The sequence below is a fragment of the Paenibacillus pseudetheri genome, assembly GCF_924513355.1.
Classification (GTDB): domain Bacteria; phylum Bacillota; class Bacilli; order Paenibacillales; family Paenibacillaceae; genus Paenibacillus_AQ; species Paenibacillus_AQ pseudetheri.
Genome location: NZ_CAKMAB010000010.1, coordinates 58,999 through 79,424, shown reverse-complemented (window position 1 = coordinate 79,424; position 20,426 = coordinate 58,999). Strand labels below are relative to the sequence as shown.

Annotated in this window: 16 protein-coding genes and 1 pseudogene; all 17 read right to left on the bottom strand. The window is 45.1% G+C overall.

The genetic code is table 11. The annotated features are described in order from the left end of the window. Window positions 1-169: 169 nt before the first annotated feature. Window positions 170-766, bottom strand: coding sequence for a dipicolinate synthase subunit B (locus L1028_RS11760; protein ID WP_234533966.1), 597 nt, complete (start codon window positions 764-766; stop codon window positions 170-172). A 1-nt stretch (window position 767) separates the two neighbouring features. Further along, a complete protein-coding gene (gene dpsA / locus L1028_RS11755; RefSeq protein ID WP_234533963.1) occupies window positions 768-1,664 on the bottom strand; it encodes a dipicolinate synthase subunit DpsA in 897 nt (298 codons plus the stop codon). A 195-nt stretch (window positions 1,665-1,859) separates the two neighbouring features. After that, window positions 1,860-2,306: a dUTP diphosphatase gene (gene dut, locus L1028_RS11750; protein ID WP_234533961.1), complete on the bottom strand. Its 447-nt coding sequence runs from the start codon at window positions 2,304-2,306 to the stop codon at window positions 1,860-1,862. Continuing rightward, entirely contained in the window at window positions 2,281-3,549 is a 1,269-nt protein-coding gene (locus tag L1028_RS11745) for a M16 family metallopeptidase (RefSeq protein ID WP_234533960.1), read from the bottom strand. The genes dut and L1028_RS11745 overlap by 26 nt, the downstream gene beginning before the upstream one ends. Window positions 3,550-3,625: 76 nt before the next feature. Next, a complete protein-coding gene (locus L1028_RS11740; RefSeq protein ID WP_234533957.1) occupies window positions 3,626-4,609 on the bottom strand; it encodes a polysaccharide deacetylase family protein in 984 nt (327 codons plus the stop codon). A 249-nt stretch (window positions 4,610-4,858) separates the two neighbouring features. Then, complete coding sequence (pnp, locus tag L1028_RS11735; protein WP_234533954.1) at window positions 4,859-6,961, bottom strand: polyribonucleotide nucleotidyltransferase; 2,103 nt, start codon at window positions 6,959-6,961, stop codon at window positions 4,859-4,861. Between the two features lie 292 nt (window positions 6,962-7,253). After that, the gene (rpsO, locus tag L1028_RS11730; RefSeq protein ID WP_036656390.1) at window positions 7,254-7,523 is read right to left on the bottom strand and encodes a 30S ribosomal protein S15; all 270 of its coding nucleotides are present in this window, start codon (window positions 7,521-7,523) and stop codon (window positions 7,254-7,256) included. Window positions 7,524-7,671: 148 nt separating this feature from the next. After that, window positions 7,672-8,619, bottom strand: coding sequence for a bifunctional riboflavin kinase/FAD synthetase (locus tag L1028_RS11725; protein WP_234533952.1), 948 nt, complete (start codon window positions 8,617-8,619; stop codon window positions 7,672-7,674). A 37-nt stretch (window positions 8,620-8,656) separates the two neighbouring features. Then, window positions 8,657-9,571: a tRNA pseudouridine(55) synthase TruB gene (truB, locus tag L1028_RS11720; RefSeq protein ID WP_234533950.1), complete on the bottom strand. Its 915-nt coding sequence runs from the start codon at window positions 9,569-9,571 to the stop codon at window positions 8,657-8,659. Continuing rightward, window positions 9,568-10,545: a DHH family phosphoesterase gene (locus L1028_RS11715; RefSeq protein WP_234533949.1), complete on the bottom strand. Its 978-nt coding sequence runs from the start codon at window positions 10,543-10,545 to the stop codon at window positions 9,568-9,570. Before L1028_RS11715 ends, truB begins: the two co-directional genes overlap by 4 nt. A 70-nt stretch (window positions 10,546-10,615) precedes the next feature. Beyond that, the gene (gene rbfA / locus L1028_RS11710; RefSeq protein ID WP_042128856.1) at window positions 10,616-10,963 is read right to left on the bottom strand and encodes a 30S ribosome-binding factor RbfA; all 348 of its coding nucleotides are present in this window, start codon (window positions 10,961-10,963) and stop codon (window positions 10,616-10,618) included. Window positions 10,964-10,981: 18 nt separating this feature from the next. Beyond that, window positions 10,982-13,627, bottom strand: a complete 2,646-nt coding sequence (gene infB, locus L1028_RS11705; protein ID WP_279306854.1) for a translation initiation factor IF-2 — start codon at window positions 13,625-13,627, stop codon at window positions 10,982-10,984. Continuing rightward, window positions 13,622-13,943: pseudogene (locus tag L1028_RS11695) on the bottom strand (YlxQ family RNA-binding protein); the annotation flags it as partial. The pseudogene L1028_RS11695 and the gene infB, both read right to left, overlap by 6 nt. Further along, complete coding sequence (rnpM, locus tag L1028_RS11690) at window positions 13,936-14,244, bottom strand: RNase P modulator RnpM (RefSeq protein ID WP_042189416.1); 309 nt, start codon at window positions 14,242-14,244, stop codon at window positions 13,936-13,938. The gene rnpM and the pseudogene L1028_RS11695, both read right to left, overlap by 8 nt. Before the next feature lie 27 nt (window positions 14,245-14,271). Next, the gene (nusA, locus tag L1028_RS11685; RefSeq protein ID WP_042189417.1) at window positions 14,272-15,369 is read right to left on the bottom strand and encodes a transcription termination factor NusA; all 1,098 of its coding nucleotides are present in this window, start codon (window positions 15,367-15,369) and stop codon (window positions 14,272-14,274) included. A 26-nt stretch (window positions 15,370-15,395) separates the two neighbouring features. Then, window positions 15,396-15,863, bottom strand: a complete 468-nt coding sequence (rimP, locus tag L1028_RS11680) for a ribosome maturation factor RimP (RefSeq protein WP_042128863.1) — start codon at window positions 15,861-15,863, stop codon at window positions 15,396-15,398. A gap of 199 nt (window positions 15,864-16,062) precedes the next feature. Next, a complete protein-coding gene (locus L1028_RS11675) occupies window positions 16,063-20,391 on the bottom strand; it encodes a PolC-type DNA polymerase III (RefSeq protein ID WP_234533947.1) in 4,329 nt (1,442 codons plus the stop codon). Between the last annotated feature and the right edge of the window lie 35 nt (window positions 20,392-20,426).

Genomic DNA, 20,426 nt, shown 5'->3' with positions numbered 1-20,426 from the left:
ATTTTTTGGTAGCAATGATCTCAGCTATGGGTTTAGCAGATCTTGGCTTTGAGCGCTAACTATTGATTAAGAAGTAGCTCCGACCAAGGCGGCATTTAACTTCTCATTGCTCATTTAGTGCATCTCCCCTTTTATTGTCCGCAACTAGCTCCACCGATCCCGCCCTATTTTAGACGGAATGAAACTTTTCAATAATCATCGGCTGTAGTTGTTTACCTTGCAAAGCGGCATAGCAAGCTTCTGGGATAAGATCCATACGCGCTACTAACGAATTAGGTTTACCCTCAGGATTATCCTGTCCGAATGGCACAAAATAAATATATTTAGCCACTAGAAGCTTTGCAATATTTGCGGCATTAAGACCTAAGCCATCATTGGTAGATATCGCGAGAACAAGTGGACGTCCATTGCGCATCTGCGATTTTGCAGCCATAAGCACTGGACTATCGGTCATGGCATTTGCCAATTTACTCGTTGTATTTCCAGTGCAAGGTGCTATCGTCAGCACATCCAGCAGCTTGGAAGGACCCAGCGGTTCCGCTTCAACAATTGTAGAAATGATATCATTACCTGTTATATCTTTCAACTGTTTTAGCCAATTTTGCGATGTTCCAAAGCGGGTGTCGGTGCCTAGTACGGATGCTGAAACTATGGGCACTACGTTTGCTCCTCCATCTACGAAGCGTTGAATTTGCGGCATTACCTCCGCAAATGTGCAGTGAGATCCGGTAATCGCATACCCTACTGTTTTTCCGTGCCAATCCATTTTATTCGTCCCCCTTGATTAAAGCCTCGTCCGATATTGACTGAACCAGCGCATTTGCCATAATAATCCCAGCGCTTTTAGGAGCTACAATGCCAGGGAGTCCAGGAGCCAGCATCGCTTTAATTCCTCTTTTCTCAGCATACCGAAAGTCACATCCACCCGGAGCAGAAGCCAGGTCGACAATTAAGCAATGCGGTGAGATACGTGAGAGTACTTGTGCGGTGATGATCATACTTGGAATCGTATTAAATATCAGATCAACATCCGGCACATGAAGCAACAGTTCATTGGTCATAAACGGCTTCCAGCCCATTTCCTCAGCACGTGCATAATGTTCCTGTTTTCTAACTCCGGCTTTAACACTAGCACCCAATCCTTGTAGACTTCTTGCCATTGTAAAACCCGTTCTGCCCAAACCCAGTACCATCGATTTGGAACTATGAATGGTAAAATCCGTGTTCTGTATGGCCATAACCAGTGCCCCTTCCGCGGTTGGGATGGAGTTGTAGATGGCTACATCATCACGATTAAGCAATTCAATTAACTTTAACGAATGCTTGGCGCACATGCCGCGTAAGTAGCTTTTAGCCATACCGCTATACACCAAACAATGGGGTGGCAGAGCAGCAAAATGTTCTTCCAAGAGCATCAAGCGTTCAGAAGAAAATAAAGCACTGATATTCCCTTCATCATCACAACCAACCGTAGGCAACACTAATACGTCTGCATTACTAAGCAGCTCTACCGTCATCTGTTCCAGGCTCACCCCTGGGCAAGGGGCTTCCCATTTATCGAACCCGGCAGCGCTTACCGTCGCATCCAATTCCACACATTTCCGAATCACTTCAAGCTGTCTCGCGTCCCCGCCCAGGAACACGATCCTGACGCCAGTAAGCATAGGGATGACGCTCCTTTCAACATACACTATCGACTATAGAGCATCTTATGCTGGGCATTCTTAATGGGTGAAAAGCGGAGAAGAATTACCATGCAGGCTTAAATACGAAACTTATAAATCGTCATATTTAAACGAAAAAAAGCTCGCAAATCACGCCGATTAGGCATAAATTCGCAAGCTTTTTAATAAGTCATATTATTTGCCCGTGTGACCGAAGCCTCCGGCTCCACGTTCTGTTTCGGATAAAGTATCTACTTCAACCAAAGTGACTACTGGAACCGCTTGAAATACCATTTGGGCAATACGCTCATTACGAGCGATAGCAAATGGCTCTTGCCCTAGATTAATCAACAACACTTTGATCTCTCCACGATAATCAGCATCAATCGTTCCAGGTGTGTTCAAACACGTAATCCCATGCTTTAAGGCTAGTCCACTTCGTGGACGAATCTGAGCTTCTAATCCGTCTGGCATAGCTAGTGATATGCCTGTGGGAATTAATGCACGTTCTCCAGGTGCAAGCACGACTTCGCTTTCAACTGCGGCATAAAGATCATACCCGGAAGCCTGTTCTGACATTTTACAAGGAAGATTAACATCCTCGTTTCCAGCTAGTTTATTGATTTGTACGTAATAAGACAAGATCATCTCTCCTAACATTTGCAATAGCTTTATCTGTTGAACCTACCATCGCTAAAGAAAGCTGCTCAGCAAACATATTATCAAGCACACTGTTGATATTGTCCATCGTTACTAACTGAATCTTGGCAATCATATCGTCTAATGTGTTATGTTTTCCGAGCATAAGTTCATTTTTTCCAATCCGATTCATCCGGCTACTAGTGCTTTCCAGACTAAGAATAAGGCTACCTTTAAGCTGCTCCTTGCCTTTTCTCAGTTCATCTTCACTAAGGCCCTTAGTAGCAAGTTCGTACATCATTTCCTTAATTAGCTCCGTTACATCCTTGGTTTGCTTCGGTGCTGTTCCAGCATAGACCGTGAACAAACCAGAATCCGCTTGAGAACTGTGGTATGAATATACAGAGTAGGCTAGTCCACGTTTTTCACGAATCTCTTGGAACATCCGTGAGCTCATACCGCCACCAATGGCATTATTAATAAGCACCATAGCATATTGCAATGGGTCGCCAGAGCGGACCCCTGGTAAGGAAAGGCAGATATGATTCTGTTCTGTTTTTTTGCGGTGAAACAACAAGTCCCCATAATAATCCGGTGGAGTCAGCGGCGCAGATGTGCCATGATTAGCAAAAGAACCAAAATGCTGCTCCAGCAGCTCAATCAGTCCATCGCTAATGTTCCCCGCTACACTAATTACCGTATTCTCAATCGTATACTGCTCCTTCATGTAGGCACGAAGATCTTCCGGCTTCATCTCCATCAGCCGTTCCTTTAAGCCAAGGATAGAATACGCAAGCGGATGATCCTTGTAAGCAGCAGCACACATCAAATCATGCACAAGATCGTCTGGTGTATCCTCGCACATAGAAATTTCTTCAAGGATGACATTTTTTTCTTTCTCCAGCTCTTCAGCATCCATACGTGAACGGAAGAACATATCTGCCAGCACATCTACTGCGATAGGCAGATGCTCATCCAGTACTTTTGCATAATAGCAAGTATATTCCTTTGAGGTAAACGCATTTACATTGCCGCCAATAGCATCGAACTGCTCAGCAATATCCTTAGCACTATATCGGTCCGTACCTTTAAAAAGCATATGCTCTACAAAATGGGATATCCCGTTGTTTCCAGGGTGTTCATTCCGCGAACCTGTCTTCACCCAGATTCCAAATGAAACGGACCGGCCGGTCGGAATTTTTTCCATCACTACTCGTAATCCATTGGATAATACTATTTTTTCCACTTCAAGTCCTCCTGGCAATAGCCATGTTCTATCTAAATTAATACACGCGCCTATAATCCTACCAGAAATAGATCACTCACTCAACATCAGAGGGGATTAGACGGTCCGCTGACAGCGTTTGGCTAACTGTTCCTAGCTGTAACCCTTTTGCCTTTATCCCGTGTATCATGGCCTTCAGCGCCTTGGAGGATGAGGCAGTAGGATGCATTAGAACAAGTGTGCCGGCTTCAGCTTTGCTTGTGATTTTGGCAACTATAGATTCAGGAGAAGGATTGCGCCAATCCACCGTATCTACAGTCCACAGTACGGTCTTTAATCCCAAGCTGCTAGCGATTTCTACTGTCTCTTGATCGAAATCACCAGATGGAGGCGCGAACCATTTATTAGTGACTCCAAGTGACTCCTTTAACAGCTTTTGCGTTTTCTCAATTTCTACGGTAGCCCGTGCTCGACTTAATGTACTCATATTGGGGTGGGTATAGGCATGATTCTCCATCTCATGACCACGCTTTAACATTTCTGTAGCAAGTTCTGGATTCTTACTCAGCCAGCTTCCATCCAGAAAAAATGTAACTTTCACGTTCTCATCATCCAAAGTATCCAGCATTGGCACGATATACTGATTCCCCCAAGCCACATTAATCATCAGTGATACCATTGGTTTCGCCGGATTTCCGCGATATATAGGTTCTGCTCCCAGTTCATTTAGCGATACTTTTGGTTCGATCTGCCGATACACTAACTTTATAGGTTCTTTTGGTGCCAAAAGAGCATTCCGATAGGTACTCTCTACATCAATCTCAAGACCGTTATAGCCCGGAATGGCTTTCCACACCCGGTCAACCACTGCATCCACTGGAGGTGCATTTAGCTTTGCTGCGGCGGTCTCAATCCTCAGACGAAGGTCGTTGTTCACCGCCTTAGGGATATCCATCCACACCGCAAGATCATCCTGCGGCTTCAAGTGCGCAAGCATGTCCTTGACTGGCCCCTGTGTGCTACCAAATCCTATCACGATTGCTACACAAGCAACCACTAATGCCACTTTTTCCGTCTTCATGACGAATTCCTCCCCGGTAGAAACGAATTTTGGTTCGTTCCACACGATTACAAAGATACTTTGTCCCAATCTATGAGACAAGGGAGGAATTTATGTCATGAACAGATATAAGACTACTAGATAGGAATGCTTGATCCAGCAGCTGTCCAATTTCGTTCATATAAAAAAAGAGCCAGAACGCAAATCGCTTCTGTCTCTTTTTATAATGAAATTAGCTCCCTTTAACAAAGGTTATAGCTAAAATCAAACTTATGCTTTAGCTCCAGTTTCCGAAGTCAACACCGCTTTACGAGACAGGTTAACCCGGCCTTGTGGATCGATCTCGGTAACTTTAACGGTAATGGTGTCACCAATAGCAACAACATCTTCTACCTTAGCTACACGCTCAGTGGACAATTGGGAAATGTGCACCAATCCGTCTTTGCCCGGAATAAGTTCTACAAATGCACCAAATTTCTCAATACGTCTAACTGTACCCACATAGATTTCTCCGACTTGTACTTCACGCACAAGACCTTCGATAATCGAACGAGCCTTTTGGATCATTTCTTCATCTGAAGAACCGATAAATACACGACCATCTTGTTCGATGTCGATTTTCACGCCGGTTTCTTCAATAATTTTATTGATAATTTTACCACCAGCACCGATAACATCACGGATTTTGTCCGGATTGATGTTGATAATAATGATTTTTGGAGCATATTTGGACAGATTAGGTCTTGGCGCAGAAATCGCTTCATTCATTTTGTCCAAGATGAACAGACGGCCTTCTTTAGCCTGCTGAAGTGCATCCTGAAGAATGTTGCGGTCGATACCGGCAATCTTAATGTCCATTTGAATAGCTGTAACACCTTCTGCAGTACCAGCTACCTTGAAGTCCATATCTCCGAGATGATCTTCCATACCTTGAATATCCGTCAGGATGGAGACATGCTCTCCGTCTTTGATCAGACCCATTGCTACACCTGCTACTGGTGCTTTGATTGGCACACCAGCGTCCATCATAGCCAGAATGCTTGCACAGATACTTGCCTGGGAAGTAGAACCGTTAGATTCAATTGCTTCTGATACTAGACGAATCGTGTACGGGAATTCAGTTTCACTAGGAATAACCTTGGATAATGCACGTTCTCCAAGTGCTCCATGACCGATTTCACGACGTCCTGGTGCTCTAAGTGGACGAGCTTCCCCTACGCTGAACGGCGGGAAGTTGTAATGATGCATGAAACGTTTCGTTTCAGTAGGATCGATTCCGTCGAGGATTTGCACATCACCCAGAGCTCCAAGGGTACAAACGCTAAGGATTTGTGTTTGTCCACGTGTGAACAGACCGGAACCGTGTGTACGCGGCAACAGGCTTGTATCGCATTCAATCGGACGGATTTCATCAAGTTTACGTCCATCTGGACGAACCTTATCATGCGTGATTAGACGTCTTACTTCATCCTTCACGATATCATGCAGGACTTCTTTAACATCTTTCAGAAGCTCGGGTGCTTCTATGTACTTCTCTACGAAATACGCAACCGCTTCATCATTAACGACATCAATCGCTTCCTGACGCGCATGTTTTTCAGCAACTTTAACGGCTTCCACCAGACGAGCCTCAGCAAATGCACGGACCTCAGTATTCACTTCAACATTCACTGCATGCAGTTTCACAGCCATTTTTTCTTTACCAGCCATTTTGACCAGTTCTTCAATGGTTGCAACGATCTTGCGGATTTCATCATGACCGAACATAATCGCTTCGAGCATCACATCTTCCGTCACTTCGTTCGCTTCTGCTTCAACCATCATGATTGCTTCCTTCGTTCCAGCAACCACTACATAAACATCACTGATTGCTTGCTGAGCCATATCCGGATTGATCACAAACTCTCCATTAATCCGACCTACAGCAACGCCGCCGATGGGTCCATCAAAAGGCACATCGGAAATACTAAGTGCAGCTGAAGTACCGATCATAGCAGCAATATCTGGTGCGCAGTCCTGATCCACACTCATAACCATGTTCAATACCTGAACATCGTTACGGAATCCTTCAGGGAACAATGGTCTGATTGGACGGTCTGTCAAACGGCTTGACAGAATCGCTTTCTCACTCGGTCTACCTTCCCGTTTAATAAATCCGCCAGGAATTTTACCTACTGCATATAATCTTTCCTCATAGTTAACTGTAAGCGGGAAAAAATCCAGATCCTTAGGCTCTTTCGAAGCCGTAACGGTACATAATACCGAAGTATCCCCATAACGCACCATAACGGCTGCGTTTGCTTGTTTAGCTAGGCGGCCCGTTTCCAGCACAAGGCGTCTTCCGCCTAGCTGCATTTCTACACGTTTTTCCATAAATACCTCCTTGAATAGTAGTAGACCCGCAGTCAAATATAGCAGGTTCACATATCGATCTAATGAATCGGAAAGGCTTGTCCCTAAGGTATGTAGCCTGTTCTGTATACATATAAGAAGAAACGGCTAAGTCTTACAGATGATGTAAAGTGGCCGTTTTTACGAATAATCTCATCAGTCTTGCTATAAGTTTTCCCTAAATTCTCAAAAAGCAACCCAGCTGTCCCGCTGTCGCTCCGAGAAGGACATACGGTATACAACCAGGCTGCTTTAAGGGTTATCTTATGGAAAATTAACGACGCAATCCCAGTCTTTCGATCAGGGCGCTGTAACGTCTGATGTCTTTGTTTTTCAAATACGCCAGAAGTTTACGACGTTGTCCAACCATTTTCAACAATCCGCGACGGGAGTGATGATCTTTCTTGTGCGTACGCAAGTGGTCAGTCAAATTAACGATGTTCTCCGTTAGGATAGCAACTTGCACCTCAGGGGATCCAGTATCGGATTCGTGAGTTTTGTGCTCGTCGATCAATTGATGTTTACGTTCTTGAGTTAATGCCATCCTGTTCACCTCCTTCAATATAATCGCCACTAGCCTCGTCACCGTCGGTGAGAACGAGCAACCAAGCTAAGGTTATGATGCTGTAAGCCAGCAACGTTAATTAGTATAGCATCTCCATTAACAAAAGTAAACGGCTTGTCCGGGATGACTATAGATTATAGCCCAATATCTTCTTAGCGGTTTCTGCATCTTCACCGATTTGAGTGATCAATGCACCAATGGATTCGAATTTTCGCTCAGGACGAATGAAAGATACTAATTCTACCTTGAGCTCTTGATCATACAAATCACCTTCGAAGTCAAACAGATGAACCTCAAAGCTTGGAGTCAATACACCCTCATGAAAGGTAGGTTTAACACCCACATTCATGACCCCGTACAAAACTTTATCCTTATAAAAGACTCGGACCGCATATACACCTTTAGTCGGAATGACAAAATGAGCACTGAGCTTCAAATTCGCCGTTGGAAAACCAATTGTGCGACCTCTCTTCTCACCATGACCCACTTCACCACGCAGATAATAGCAACGTCCGAACCAAGAGTTTGCCAACTCTAAATCCCCAGTTTGGAGACTTTTTCGAATGCCGGAACTGCTGACCTTCTCTCCATCCAGCAGAAAAGGTGGAGCAACCTCTACATTCATAACACCTTCACCCAGCTTGCGAAGCATCTCAACATCGCCTTCACCTTGATAACCAAAACGAAAGTCAAAGCCGACAACTGCAGTTACAATATGTAGCGGCAAAAGCATAACAGAGACAAAATTCTGTGGACTCACACGGGAAAGCTGCTCGTTAAATTCAATAACATATAAGATATCGACACCCAGACTAGCAAGAATCTCCTGCTTCTCTACGGGTGGCGTCAAGTACCCTTCATAATTACCCTTACCCATAACATCTTTAGGATGGGGATGAAATGTAAGGACTGCGGCCGGTACACCCTGTTTACGGGCTAGCGCCACAGCGGATGTAATGACGCTAGCATGTCCACGATGCAATCCGTCAAACTGCCCTAGAGCAGCCACTTGAGGCTGAGCCCACTCTGCAGCAGTCTCCGGAGACATCGGATAGGTTAACGTTACGGTTCTCACGCTGTTTCTCACCTACAATTCACTTGGTAAAATTGATTTAAGCTTGTGCAAACACCTTCACTGGAGCAATCGCACCTGTATCTTCCAACTCATAAATGCCAAGAAATCCACCTTGAAGATCGTATAACCGAAAGTGACTGTTCGTCTTCACCTCTGGAGCAATAAATCGTGATGACAAACGCTGTCCCTGCAAAGCTGCCTTCTTTTTCTCATCCATTACAGTGTGCTTTGGCATATGAGAAATGGCTTCATCTGCAGCGATTAAATGATCTTCCAATGTTCCGGCTTCTTTGTGAGTCGCAATATCCTCTAGCGTAAGACAATGACTAGCAGAGATCCCTGCCGACATCGTTCTCTCTAACTTCACCATCACACCCGGCAGTCCAAGTGCTCGTCCGATATCGACACAGAGAGTACGAATGTATGTCCCCTTAGAGCAAAGCACCCGGAATGTGATATCGGGATGATTGCCTTCCCAAGTCATATCCGTCATTTCAATTTCATAAATCTCTACTTCACGGCTTTTACGTTCAACGGTTTTACCTTCTCTTGCCAACTCATAAAGACGTTTGCCGTCAACTTTAACCGCAGAGTACATCGGTGGAACCTGAGAAATAACCCCTTTAAATGAAGCAAGCACGGATAGAATCTCTTCTTCAGTTACATGCACCTCATCTACAGTTTCTATAATGGTCCCAGTTAAGTCCTCAGTATCACTGGACATCCCCAGTCTCAATGTTGCCACATATTCTTTGGGCAACTCCTGAATATACTCCACGACACGAGTAGCACGGCCCAGACAAAGAGGTAGCACACCTGTTACCTGTGGATCAAGCGTTCCCGTATGTCCGATCCGTTTCATGCCGAGAATACGACGCGCCTTGGCCACAACATCATGTGAAGTGAACCCGGCTGGCTTGTAAACCGCCAGTACACCTTCTAATTCACTCATAAATGACGTCTTACCTCCTCAAGCACCTGCGCTATTGCCGTTTCTAGTGTAGCTTCTATACGCGCACCTGCAGCACGGGTATGACCGCCACCTCCAAACGTTTGCGCTAGATCAGCCACGTCGACCTTACCCGCAGAACGCAAACTAACTTTAACCGCATGTTCATGAATGACTTTGAACAGAATCCCTACTTCCACACCTCGAATATTGCGTGGGTAGTTCACGAGACCTTCTAAATCTTCATTAGCAGCAGCACATTCAACCATATCCTCCGGTGTAACATAGAGCCAGGCAATATCCCCTTCGGGTGATAATTGAAGAGTATTTAACGCTTTATTCAAAATTTTAATCTGCGGCAATGTCATTTCTTCAAGTAATGTCTCAGCCAGTTCAGGACCGTTAACGCCATATGAAAGCAGTTCAGATACGGCTGCCATTACTTTTGGTGATGTGTTGGTATATCGAAAACCACCAGTATCTGTCAAAAGACCCGTATATAAAGCTGTGGCGATATCAATGTCCCATTCAATCTGGAACGTCTTCAGCAGATCGAACAAAATTTCCGCAGTCGCAGCAGCATCCGGTTTGATTAAATTCACAAGTCCATAACCGTTGTTAGTGGGATGATGGTCAATGTTCAGGATTAGAGCATCATTCGCAAAATAGCGATGAGTCAGTCCTACTCGCTGAAAATCAGCACAATCCACACAGATCACATTGCTGTATTGACGGGGCGGCTCACTAGAGGCCATATTGATGATTTCATCCGAATGCCATAAGTATTCCATCCGCTTCGGTATCGGTCCTTCATTCAGCATAGTGTATTTTTTGCCCAGACATGAGAGAAGCCAGCCCACCGCTAGGGTGGAGCTGACTGCATCTCCGTCCGGCTGAACATGCGACACTACAAGGTAATCGTCGTGTTCCAGCAGAAACTCACGGGTCTGCTGGAGACTTTGTTCATAGCTCTGCATTCGCCGTCTCCTTTATAAAGGTTGTTCAAAATAGCCTTGGGCTATTTTGAACTCCTTTTAGTACCTATTTCTAATCGTTCTTATGAAGCTCTCCAAGAAGTTTCTCAATGTGACTGCCATAAGCGACAGATTCATCGATCTTGAAGATCAGTTCAGGTGTATGCCGAAGGCGAATCGCCTTGCCAAGCTCGGAGCGAAGAAAACCATTAGCTTTCTCAATCGCTTTAAGGGAGCCTGACTTCTGCTCTTCATCCCCGAACACGCTTAGGTATACTTTCGCTTGCGACAGATCGTTAGTCACGTCTACGCCAGTTACAGTTACGAAACCGATTCGAGGGTCTTTCAGTCCGCTTTGGATAAGTTGACTTAGCTCTTTCTTGATCTGCTCGCCCACTCGTCCTGCTCTAATTTTAGACATCTATATTCACCTCTTCGCTTAGCGCTCTACAGTTTCCATAAGAAACGCTTCGATAATGTCGCCCTCTTGGACGTCATTATAGCGTTCCAAAGTTATGCCGCATTCATAACCTTGCGCCACTTCTTTGGCATCATCTTTAAAGCGTTTCAAGGTATCAACTTTGCCTGTAAATACAACGATTCCGCTACGGATCAAGCGCATTTCAGCATTACGGGTAATTTTACCATCAATAACCATACAACCTGCAATGGTACCCACTTTACTGATTTTGAAGACGCTACGTACTTCAGCGTGACCGATAACGTTCTCTTTATAGATAGGATCAAGCATACCCTTCATTGCACTTTCGATTTCCTCGATTACATTGTAGATGATGTTATGGAGACGAACATCTACTTTTTCTTGTTCAGCAGCTGCTTTGGTCTGAGCGTCCGGACGAACGTTAAAGCCAATAACAATAGCATTAGATGCTGCTGCAAGTGTAATATCGGATTCCGTAATGGCACCAGCACCGCTGTGAATGATCTTCACGCGGACGCCTTCCACTTCGATCTTAGCCAGGGAACCTTTAAGTGCCTCGACTGAACCTTGTACGTCAGCTTTAATGATAACGTTAAGGTCTTTGATCTCGCCGTCTTTAATGTGCTGGAACAAATCATCCAATGTTACACGGGTGTTCGTATTCAGCTCAGATTGACGTTGGGATGTGGAACGTCTATCAGCAATCGCACGGGCTTTACGCTCGTCTTCGAAAGCCATAAACGGATCGCCAGCTTGTGGTACCTCAGTCAAACCAGTAATTTCTACTGGAGTGGATGGTCCAGCTTCCTTGATCTTACGTCCTTTGTCATTAACCATCGCACGTACACGTCCGAAGCAGTTACCTGCTACAAAAGCATCGCCGACTTTCAATGTACCGTTCTGTACCAGAACACGTGCAACTGGTCCACGATTCTTATCAAGCTCAGCTTCTATAACCGTACCGCGTGCCCGTTTGTCAGGGTTCGCTTTGTACTCATTTACTTCAGCAACGAGCAGAATCATTTCCAGCAGTTCTTCCAAGTTAATACGTTGTTTTGCAGAAAGGTTAACGAAGATGGTATCTCCGCCCCACTCTTCAGGAACGAGTTCATAGCTTGTAAGCTCTTGCTTCACTTTGTCAGGATCTGCACCCGGTTTGTCGATTTTATTAACAGCGACAATGATCGGAAGTCCAGCAGCCTTAGCATGTGCAATAGCTTCAACGGTCTGAGGCATAACACCGTCATCAGCAGCAACTACGATAATAGTCATATCTGTTACCTGTGCACCACGAGCACGCATAGCAGTAAACGCTTCGTGACCAGGTGTATCTAGGAACGTGATTTTCTTCTGGTTGATTTCAACTTGATAAGCACCGATATGTTGTGTGATTCCGCCTGCTTCGCCTAAAGATACACTCGTCGAACGAATGGCATCCAGCAAAGTAGTTTTACCGTGGTCAACGTGACCCATGATCGTAACTACTGGAGGACGGGACTGAAGTTCTTCTTCAGTATCATTCTCTTCCACAGTTTCGAAGCTATCCTCATCAACAGGAATCTTCACTTCTACTTCTACGCCGAATTCAGCAGCGAGTAGCAGGATGGTGTCGATATCCAGCTCTTGGTTGATGGTTGCCATAACACCCATAGAGATCAGCTTCTTAATTACTTCAGAAGCGTCTTTGTGAAGCAATTTTGCTGTTTCACCAACAGTCATGCTACCACGAACGATAATCTTCTTAGGTGTGTTATCGATCTTCTCACGGTGAACCATTGGCTGATTCTTGCCACGGCCATTCTTACCACCACGACCGCGGTAGTTACCGCCTTTGCCATCATCAAACCGTCTATTGTTCGTATTTGGTCTACCACCCGTTGTGTTCTTCTTAGGACCTCTGTCGTCACCGCGTGTGAAACCACCGCCTGTGCCAGATTGACCTTGTGGGCGGCTGTCAGTGCGAGGTGCACTGCTTTGTCCTTGCGGACGGCTGCCAGTATTACTTCCTTGTGGACGGCTACCGCCGGTATTACTACCTTGCGGACGGCTGCCGCTAGTAGCGCTACCTTGCGGACGGCTACCACCGGTACTGCTACCTTGTGGACGGCTGCCAGTATTACTACCTTGCGGACGGCTGCCACCGGTGTTGCTACCTTGTGGACGATTACCGCCTGTGCTACTTCCTTGCGGACGGCTTCCGCTAGTACTGTTAGTACGTGGAGCTCCGCTTTGTTGCGGACGTGCATTCTGCGTTGAACCTGTTGTTGTTCTGCGGGAATCTTGTCCGCTTTGGGGCCTTGGGGACGTCGTCGATTGGTTGTTGTTTTGGTTACTGTTCATACCTACCTGCTTTTCCTGTTGATTTTTGTTGGCATTCTGAGCACTTTGGGGTTCGGCAGTTACCGCACCGGTTGTCACCGGACGGCTGCTGGAGCTGGTATCCCGCTTGGCTGCAGCGTTCGACTTGATATCCTTGAAGAATTGTTCTACTTTGTTCACGGAACCGTTCTCCATGACACTCATATGATTATTCACAGGGACATTCAAACGCTTCAGAATTGTAATAATTTCTTTACTGCTCATGTTTAGTGACTTGGCGTATTCGTACACGCGCAATTTATCTTTGTTCTCTTCTTTAGTCAATAAATCCACCTCCGACAGTATCTCCGAGTTGCTTGGAGATCATTTCCGCGAATCCTTTATCCGTAATGGCCAGTACTACACGCTGGTCTTTACCAATACTTGCACCGAGGCTGTCTCGGTGAAATGCGATTACTAGTGGAATATCGTAGGTTCCGCATTTATCACGGAACTTTTTTTGGGTATTATCTGAAGCGTCACCTGCCAGAACGACCAGCTTCGCCTCTGAAGACCGTACAGCTTTGAGTACAGCCTCATCGCCGGTGACTATCTTGCCAGCTCTCATGGCAAGCCCTAAATAAGAAAGCGCCTTACTCATTATCCTCACTATCCTTTGCTGCTAGAAACTGCTCTTCCACGGAAGTAAACTCCCGGGCAAGCTGGTCATAGATTTCAGGACTCACTTGACATTTCAAAGCGCGGTCAAGTGCTTTATTCTTCTGTGCCAGCTTAAAGCATTCAAGCTTGCCGCATATGTAAGCACCACGGCCTGACTTCTTACCTGTCAGATCAATCAGTACTTCGCCCTCGGGCGTTCTAACCACTCGAATCAGCTCTTTCTTCGGCATCATCTCTTGGGTAGCAACGCATTTGCGCAGCGGCACCTTTCTTTGTTTCATACATATGCCTCCCGTCAAGCAGGTTAATTAATCAATGGAGACGGAATCCTGATGCATTTCATCAATAGAAGTTCTCGGTCTACCGTATTCCTGCTCCGCTTGACTTTCACTCTTGATATCAATTTTCCAGCCGGTAAGCTTAGCGGCAAGACGTGCATTTTGCCCTTTAATACCGATAGCCAGTGATAATTGATAATCTGGAACGATCACCCGTGCCATTTTCTCTGCTTCAAAGACTTGAACTTCAAGCACCTTAGAAGGGCTGAGTGCATTAGCGACATACTCCTGCACCAGATCAGAGTAACGGACGATATCGATCTTCTCGCCACGAAGCTCAGTAACGATGGTTTGAACGCGTGTTCCTCTTGGGCCTACGCAAGAACCAACTGGATCCACTTCCGGATTGCGGGAATACACAGCAATCTTCGAACGGAAGCCAGCTTCACGAGCTACGGAACGAATTTCAACTACACCATCAAAAATTTCCGGAACTTCTAGTTCGAACAGACGCTTCAGCAATCCGGGATGACTGCGGGACAGCATAATTTGCGGTCCTTTAGTGGTATTCTCAACTTTAGTGATATAAGCCTTGATACGCTCACTTTGCTTAAACTTCTCACCTGGCATCAATTCACTAAGCGGCAAGACCGCTTCGATTTTACCAAGATCAATGTAGATGTTCCGCATATCTTGACGTTGTACAAGTCCTGTTACTATATCATCTTCTTTGTCAATAAAGGCATTATAGATGAGTCCACGCTCTGCTTCGCGAATCCGTTGTGTTACAACCTGCTTTGCAGTCTGTGCAGCAATGCGCCCGAAATCACGTGGTGTTACTTCAAGCTCAGCAATGTCTTCAAGCTGGAAATGCGGGTTAATTTCTCTGGCTGCCGGCAATGAGATTTCAGTCCTTGTATCCAGGACCTCTTCAACAATTAGCTTGCGGGCAAACACTTTAATGACACCTGTGTTGCGGTTCATGTCAACACGCACGTTCTGTGCTGCATTGAAATTACGTTTATAACTAGAGATCAGCGCCGCTTCGATAGCTTCGAACAGCACATCTTTACTGATGCCTCTCTCCCTTTCCAGCTCATTCATTGCTTCAATAAACTCCATACTCATGAATTTCCGGCCCCCCTTTCAAGACGTTAAAAAATAATGGCCAATCTCGCGCTTGCGACTTTGGCATACGGTACTACATGTTCTTTTTTGCCCGCGGAGATGAGCAGTTCCTCGTTCTCGAACGAGAGCAAACGACCTTCAAATTCTTTGAGTCCTTGAATCGGCTCATAAACAGTCACATACACGTCCTTACCTACCGCTTTAGCTACATCCGCAGCTTTTTTGAGAGGACGCTCTGCTCCCGGTGAGGAAACCTCAAGGAAATATGCCTCAGGAATAGGATCATTCTCATCCAACTGCTGGCTGAAATATTCGCTAATGCTTCCGCAGTCATCAATATCAATGCCGCCTTCTTTATCTACGAATATACGCAGAAACCAATTGGAGCCTTCCTTCACGTATTCAACGTCCACCAGTTCGAAACCATTGTCGTCGAGATAGGGCCCGAGCATCTGCTCTACCGTTTGTTTAATTTTAGATTTGGGTGTGCTCAAAAGAAAATTACCTCCACGAACTTGTCTTTTGCTATATACCAAAGATAAAGAGTGGGTTTCCCCACTCTTTACACAACGGACTTATCTCATTATTACCAAAGAAATTATACCATAGTGAGTCTGGACTGACAAGTGCTAGCCCTTGACTCCCCCTTTGGAGCTCACTTTTCTAGCCATGAAATAAGTGTTGTTAAAGCCTTTAAAATAGGGAAAGTTGATTGCTCTCCGGTAAGCCGCGGAAGCAGCCCATATTGGTTAGCAGCTCAATAACTGTCTTACTCGCCTTGGATTTCTGCTGGAAATCCTCAATAGAAAGGAACTCCCCGGCATCTTTCGCAGCGGCTATGTTGATAGCAGCATTCTCACCAATTCCCGCTAATGCAGAAAACGGAGGAATCAAACTCTTGTCATCAACAATAAACTTATTCGCTTCCGAACGGTAAAGATCAATGTTTTTGAATGTAAACCCACGTGCCGTCATCTCCAAAGCCATCTCAAGGACAGGCAACATAGCCTTTTCCTTAGGCAAAGCTTGAAATCCTTTTTGCTCAATTTCTACGATCTGACGGTTTATCGCTTCATATCCCTTACAGCACAATTCAATATCAAAATCTGCTGCACGTACAGAGAAATAGGTCGCATAATATTCAATAGGATGATACAGCTTGAAGTAGGCGGTACGTACTGCAGAAATTACGTATGCAGCAGCATGCGCCTTCGGGAACATGTATTGAATCTTCAGACAAGAATCAATATACCATTGCGGAACCTTGCACTTTTTCATTTCCTCGATCCATTCGTCAGACAAACCTTTACCTTTACGAACACTCTCGGTAATTTTAAAGGCCAAGCTCGCATCCATTCCCGCTTTATAAATTAAGAAGAGCATGATGTCATCACGACAACCGATAACGGTCTTAATGTTACAAGTGTTATTCTTTATAAGCTCCTGCGCATTACCAAGCCAAACTCCAGTACCATGAGACAAACCTGATATTTGCAGTAAGTCAGCAAAGCTGGATGGTTTCGACTCAATAAGCATTTGACGTACGAACTTGGTACCCATTTCGGGCACACCATATGTCGCAACCGGTGATCTGATTTCGTCAGGTCTCACTCCAAGTGCATCTGTAGAGTTAAACATGCTCATTACTTTCGGATCATTCATCGGGATAGAGGTTGGATCAACACCTGTCAAATCCTGTAGCATCCGCATCATCGTCGGATCATCATGACCCAGAATATCAAGCTTCAGCAAGTTCGCGTCAAAAGCGTGATAATCAAAGTGTGTGGTCTTCCATTCGGCATTGACATCATCCGCCGGAAATTGCACTGGCGTAATATCTTCTACCTCCATATAGTCTGGAACAACGACTATACCACCAGGATGCTGTCCAGTACTACGTTTAACGCCTGTACAGCCAGCCGCCAGACGGCCAACTTCAGCTCCACGCCAACGTTTCTGGTGAAGTTCTTCGTATTTTTTTGCAAATCCGAAGGCTGTCTTCTCAGCTACGGTACCAATCGTTCCCGCACGGAATACATTTTTCTCACCAAACATTTCTTTGGTAAAGTTATGTGCATTCGGCTGATATTCCCCTGAGAAGTTCAAGTCGATATCGGGAACTTTATCCCCTTTAAATCCAAGGAAGGTCTCAAACGGAATATCCTGGCCTTCACCCTTGAGCTTCTGACCGCAATCCGGACAGACTTTATCAGGTAGATCGAATCCGCTCCTCACACTACCGTCCAGGAACCATTCACTATGGCGACACTCGGGGTTTAGGCAAATATAATGCGCAGGCAAAGGATTAACTTCTGAAATTCCAAGAAATGTAGCTACTACAGAAGAGCCTACGGAACCCCGCGAACCTACGAGATACCCATCCCTATTTGATTTTTTAACGAGACGTTCAGATATCAAATAGTTGGCAGAGAACCCGAATTTGATAATTGGTGCAAGCTCTTTCTCCAAACGGGCTATCACTACCTCAGGCAGTTCTTCGCCATAAATGGATTTGGCAGTGTTATAACAGGTCTCGCGAATTTCTTCGTCCGCCCCTTCAAGAATTGGTGTAAATAGCTTATCTGGAAATAGCTCCAGCTCTTCAAATCGTTCAGCAAGCTCAACTGTATTCGTAACCACGACTTCCATCGCTTTTTCAGCACCGAGGAATTCGAATTCAGACAGCATTTCATCCGTTGTTCGGAAATGTGCATCCGGTTTGCGTTGGTCTTTAAGCGGACTAAAGCCTGTGATCCCATTAATCGTAATATCACGATACAGCTTGTCCCGGGGTTCAAGATAATGCACATTTCCCGTTGCGATAACAGGTTTATTCAACTGTTCCCCTATTTCGCAAACCTTGCGGACTACATCGCGAAGCTCATCAGGGCCTGCTACAAAGCCCTTGTCCACCAAATGCATGTACATGGTCAATGGCTGAATCTCCAGCACATCATAAAAATGAGCAACCTCCATAGCTTCCTCAGTCGTTTTGTTGAGTACTGCTTCAAAAAACTCTCCACGTTCACAACCGGAAATCACGAGCAGTCCATCTCTATGCTCTTCCAGCTTGGATTTCGGAATACACGGTACACGTTTGAAATATTCCGTATGTGACATAGAAATGAGCTTATAGAGATTTTTTTTGCCTACTTGATTAAGTGCATAAATATTACAGTGGAACGGTCTTGTGTTCGAAAGATCATTACCCACATAATCGTTTAGTCGATCAAGACGGGTCATGCCCTTCATCTTTTCAGCATCTGCGAGTAATCCTGTTAATATTCCACCGAGTGCTATGGTATCGTCAATCGCACGGTGATGGCTTTCCAGAAGAACTTTATATTTATCGGCTAATGTGTTCAGCCTGTGATTCTTCATGCTTGGATATAATAGCCGAGCGAGCTCAAGCGTATCAAGAGATGGATTCGTAAGCACAGGTTCACCTATTTTACGTAACGAGGCTTGAATAAAACCCATATCAAATCTGGCGTTATGAGCAACAAGGATACTATCACCCACAAATTCAACAAACTTTCGCAGCACCGGCTCAAGATCAGGAGCATCCTTAACCATTTCATCCGTAATATTGGTCAATTGCTGAATATGATAAGGGATCTTCTCATGCGGATTAACAAAAGTAGAATAACGGTCTACTTCTTTGCCTTCACACATTTTTATGGCCGCCAGCTCCGTAATATTATTGCGGGTAATCGATAACCCCGTGGTCTCTATATCAAACACTACATAGGTAGCTGTCTTCAAGTCCAAAGGCTGAGCATTCTCGACAATATTCACAGAGTCATTCACAACATTGGCTTCCACGCCATAAATCATTTTTATCTTATGCTTATGAGCTGCATGGTTCGCATCAGGAAAAGCCTGAACTCCGCCATGATCAGAAATAGCAATCGCAGGGTGACCCCACTGGGCAGCTGTTTTGACATAGGTAGTGATCGGAGTGACCGCATCCATCGTACTCATCGTTGTGTGAAGGTGGAATTCCACCCGTTTCTTAGGAGCCGTATCTTTACGCGCAGGCGGTGCCTTAACTTCCGTTAAATCCGAAGGGATCATCACTAGCTCAGGAATCTGCATAAAGCGGTCATATTCAACTTTTCCGCGTGCTCTTACCCATTTACCGTTAGCTAGCTGACTCATAACTTTCAGATCATCTTTAGTCTTCGCGAACATCTTCATTTGTAGAGAATCCGTGAAATCGGTCAAACTGAAGGTAAACAAAGTACTGCCATTACGAAGTTCCTTACGATCCAGACCAAAAATGGTACCCTGAATTGTAATTTTTTTCTCTTCATCTTGAATTTCAAGAATCGGCACGGCCTGTTCCTTAATTTCATACCCCACTTGAAGCTTAATTACTTCATTAGGATCGCTATCATCAGCAGGAGCTTCTGTTTCTACAGCAGTCATCATCTGCTCAACGATCTCGCGTTGTTCTTGCTGAAGCTTTTGCTGAAATTCTTCGTATGCTTCAACATTATTATTTTCGTTCTCCGCCATTAGCACTTTAACTTTTAAGGTGAGACCGAAATACTTATCATAAAATTTAATAATTGCCCCATCGATGCCTTTTTTACGAGCCAGCTCCATAGAAGTGGAGTCACTCATCGTCAGCATTAAAGTGTCTTCTTTAAGCTCTTGGGTAGAGCGTGTCAGCCAGCCATTAACCGAAGGAATCTCGCGAGTCACCCACTCCAGAAACAATCCCCAATATTCTTGGACTAGCTCTGCTCTACTAACTTTTTGATCATATATGAATAAAAAGCTTACTTTGGCTATATGCTGTAACTTCTCGCGCATTCTGAGGCAAAATGTCCGGTATACCTGCGCTGGAACCAGACTTTCTTTCGCAATCACAATTTGCCAGTCTCGGTTACCACGGCTGATCTCTACACGCTCTATATATCCATCTAAAAAGTAGGGATCCATAATTGCAGGCGGAATTTCACCTTGCTTCATCAAGAGCTCGAATCTTTTTCTTCTCTCTTGTTTTTGTTCCATGCTTTCCTCCCACCTTTGATAACTCCGTAAAACAC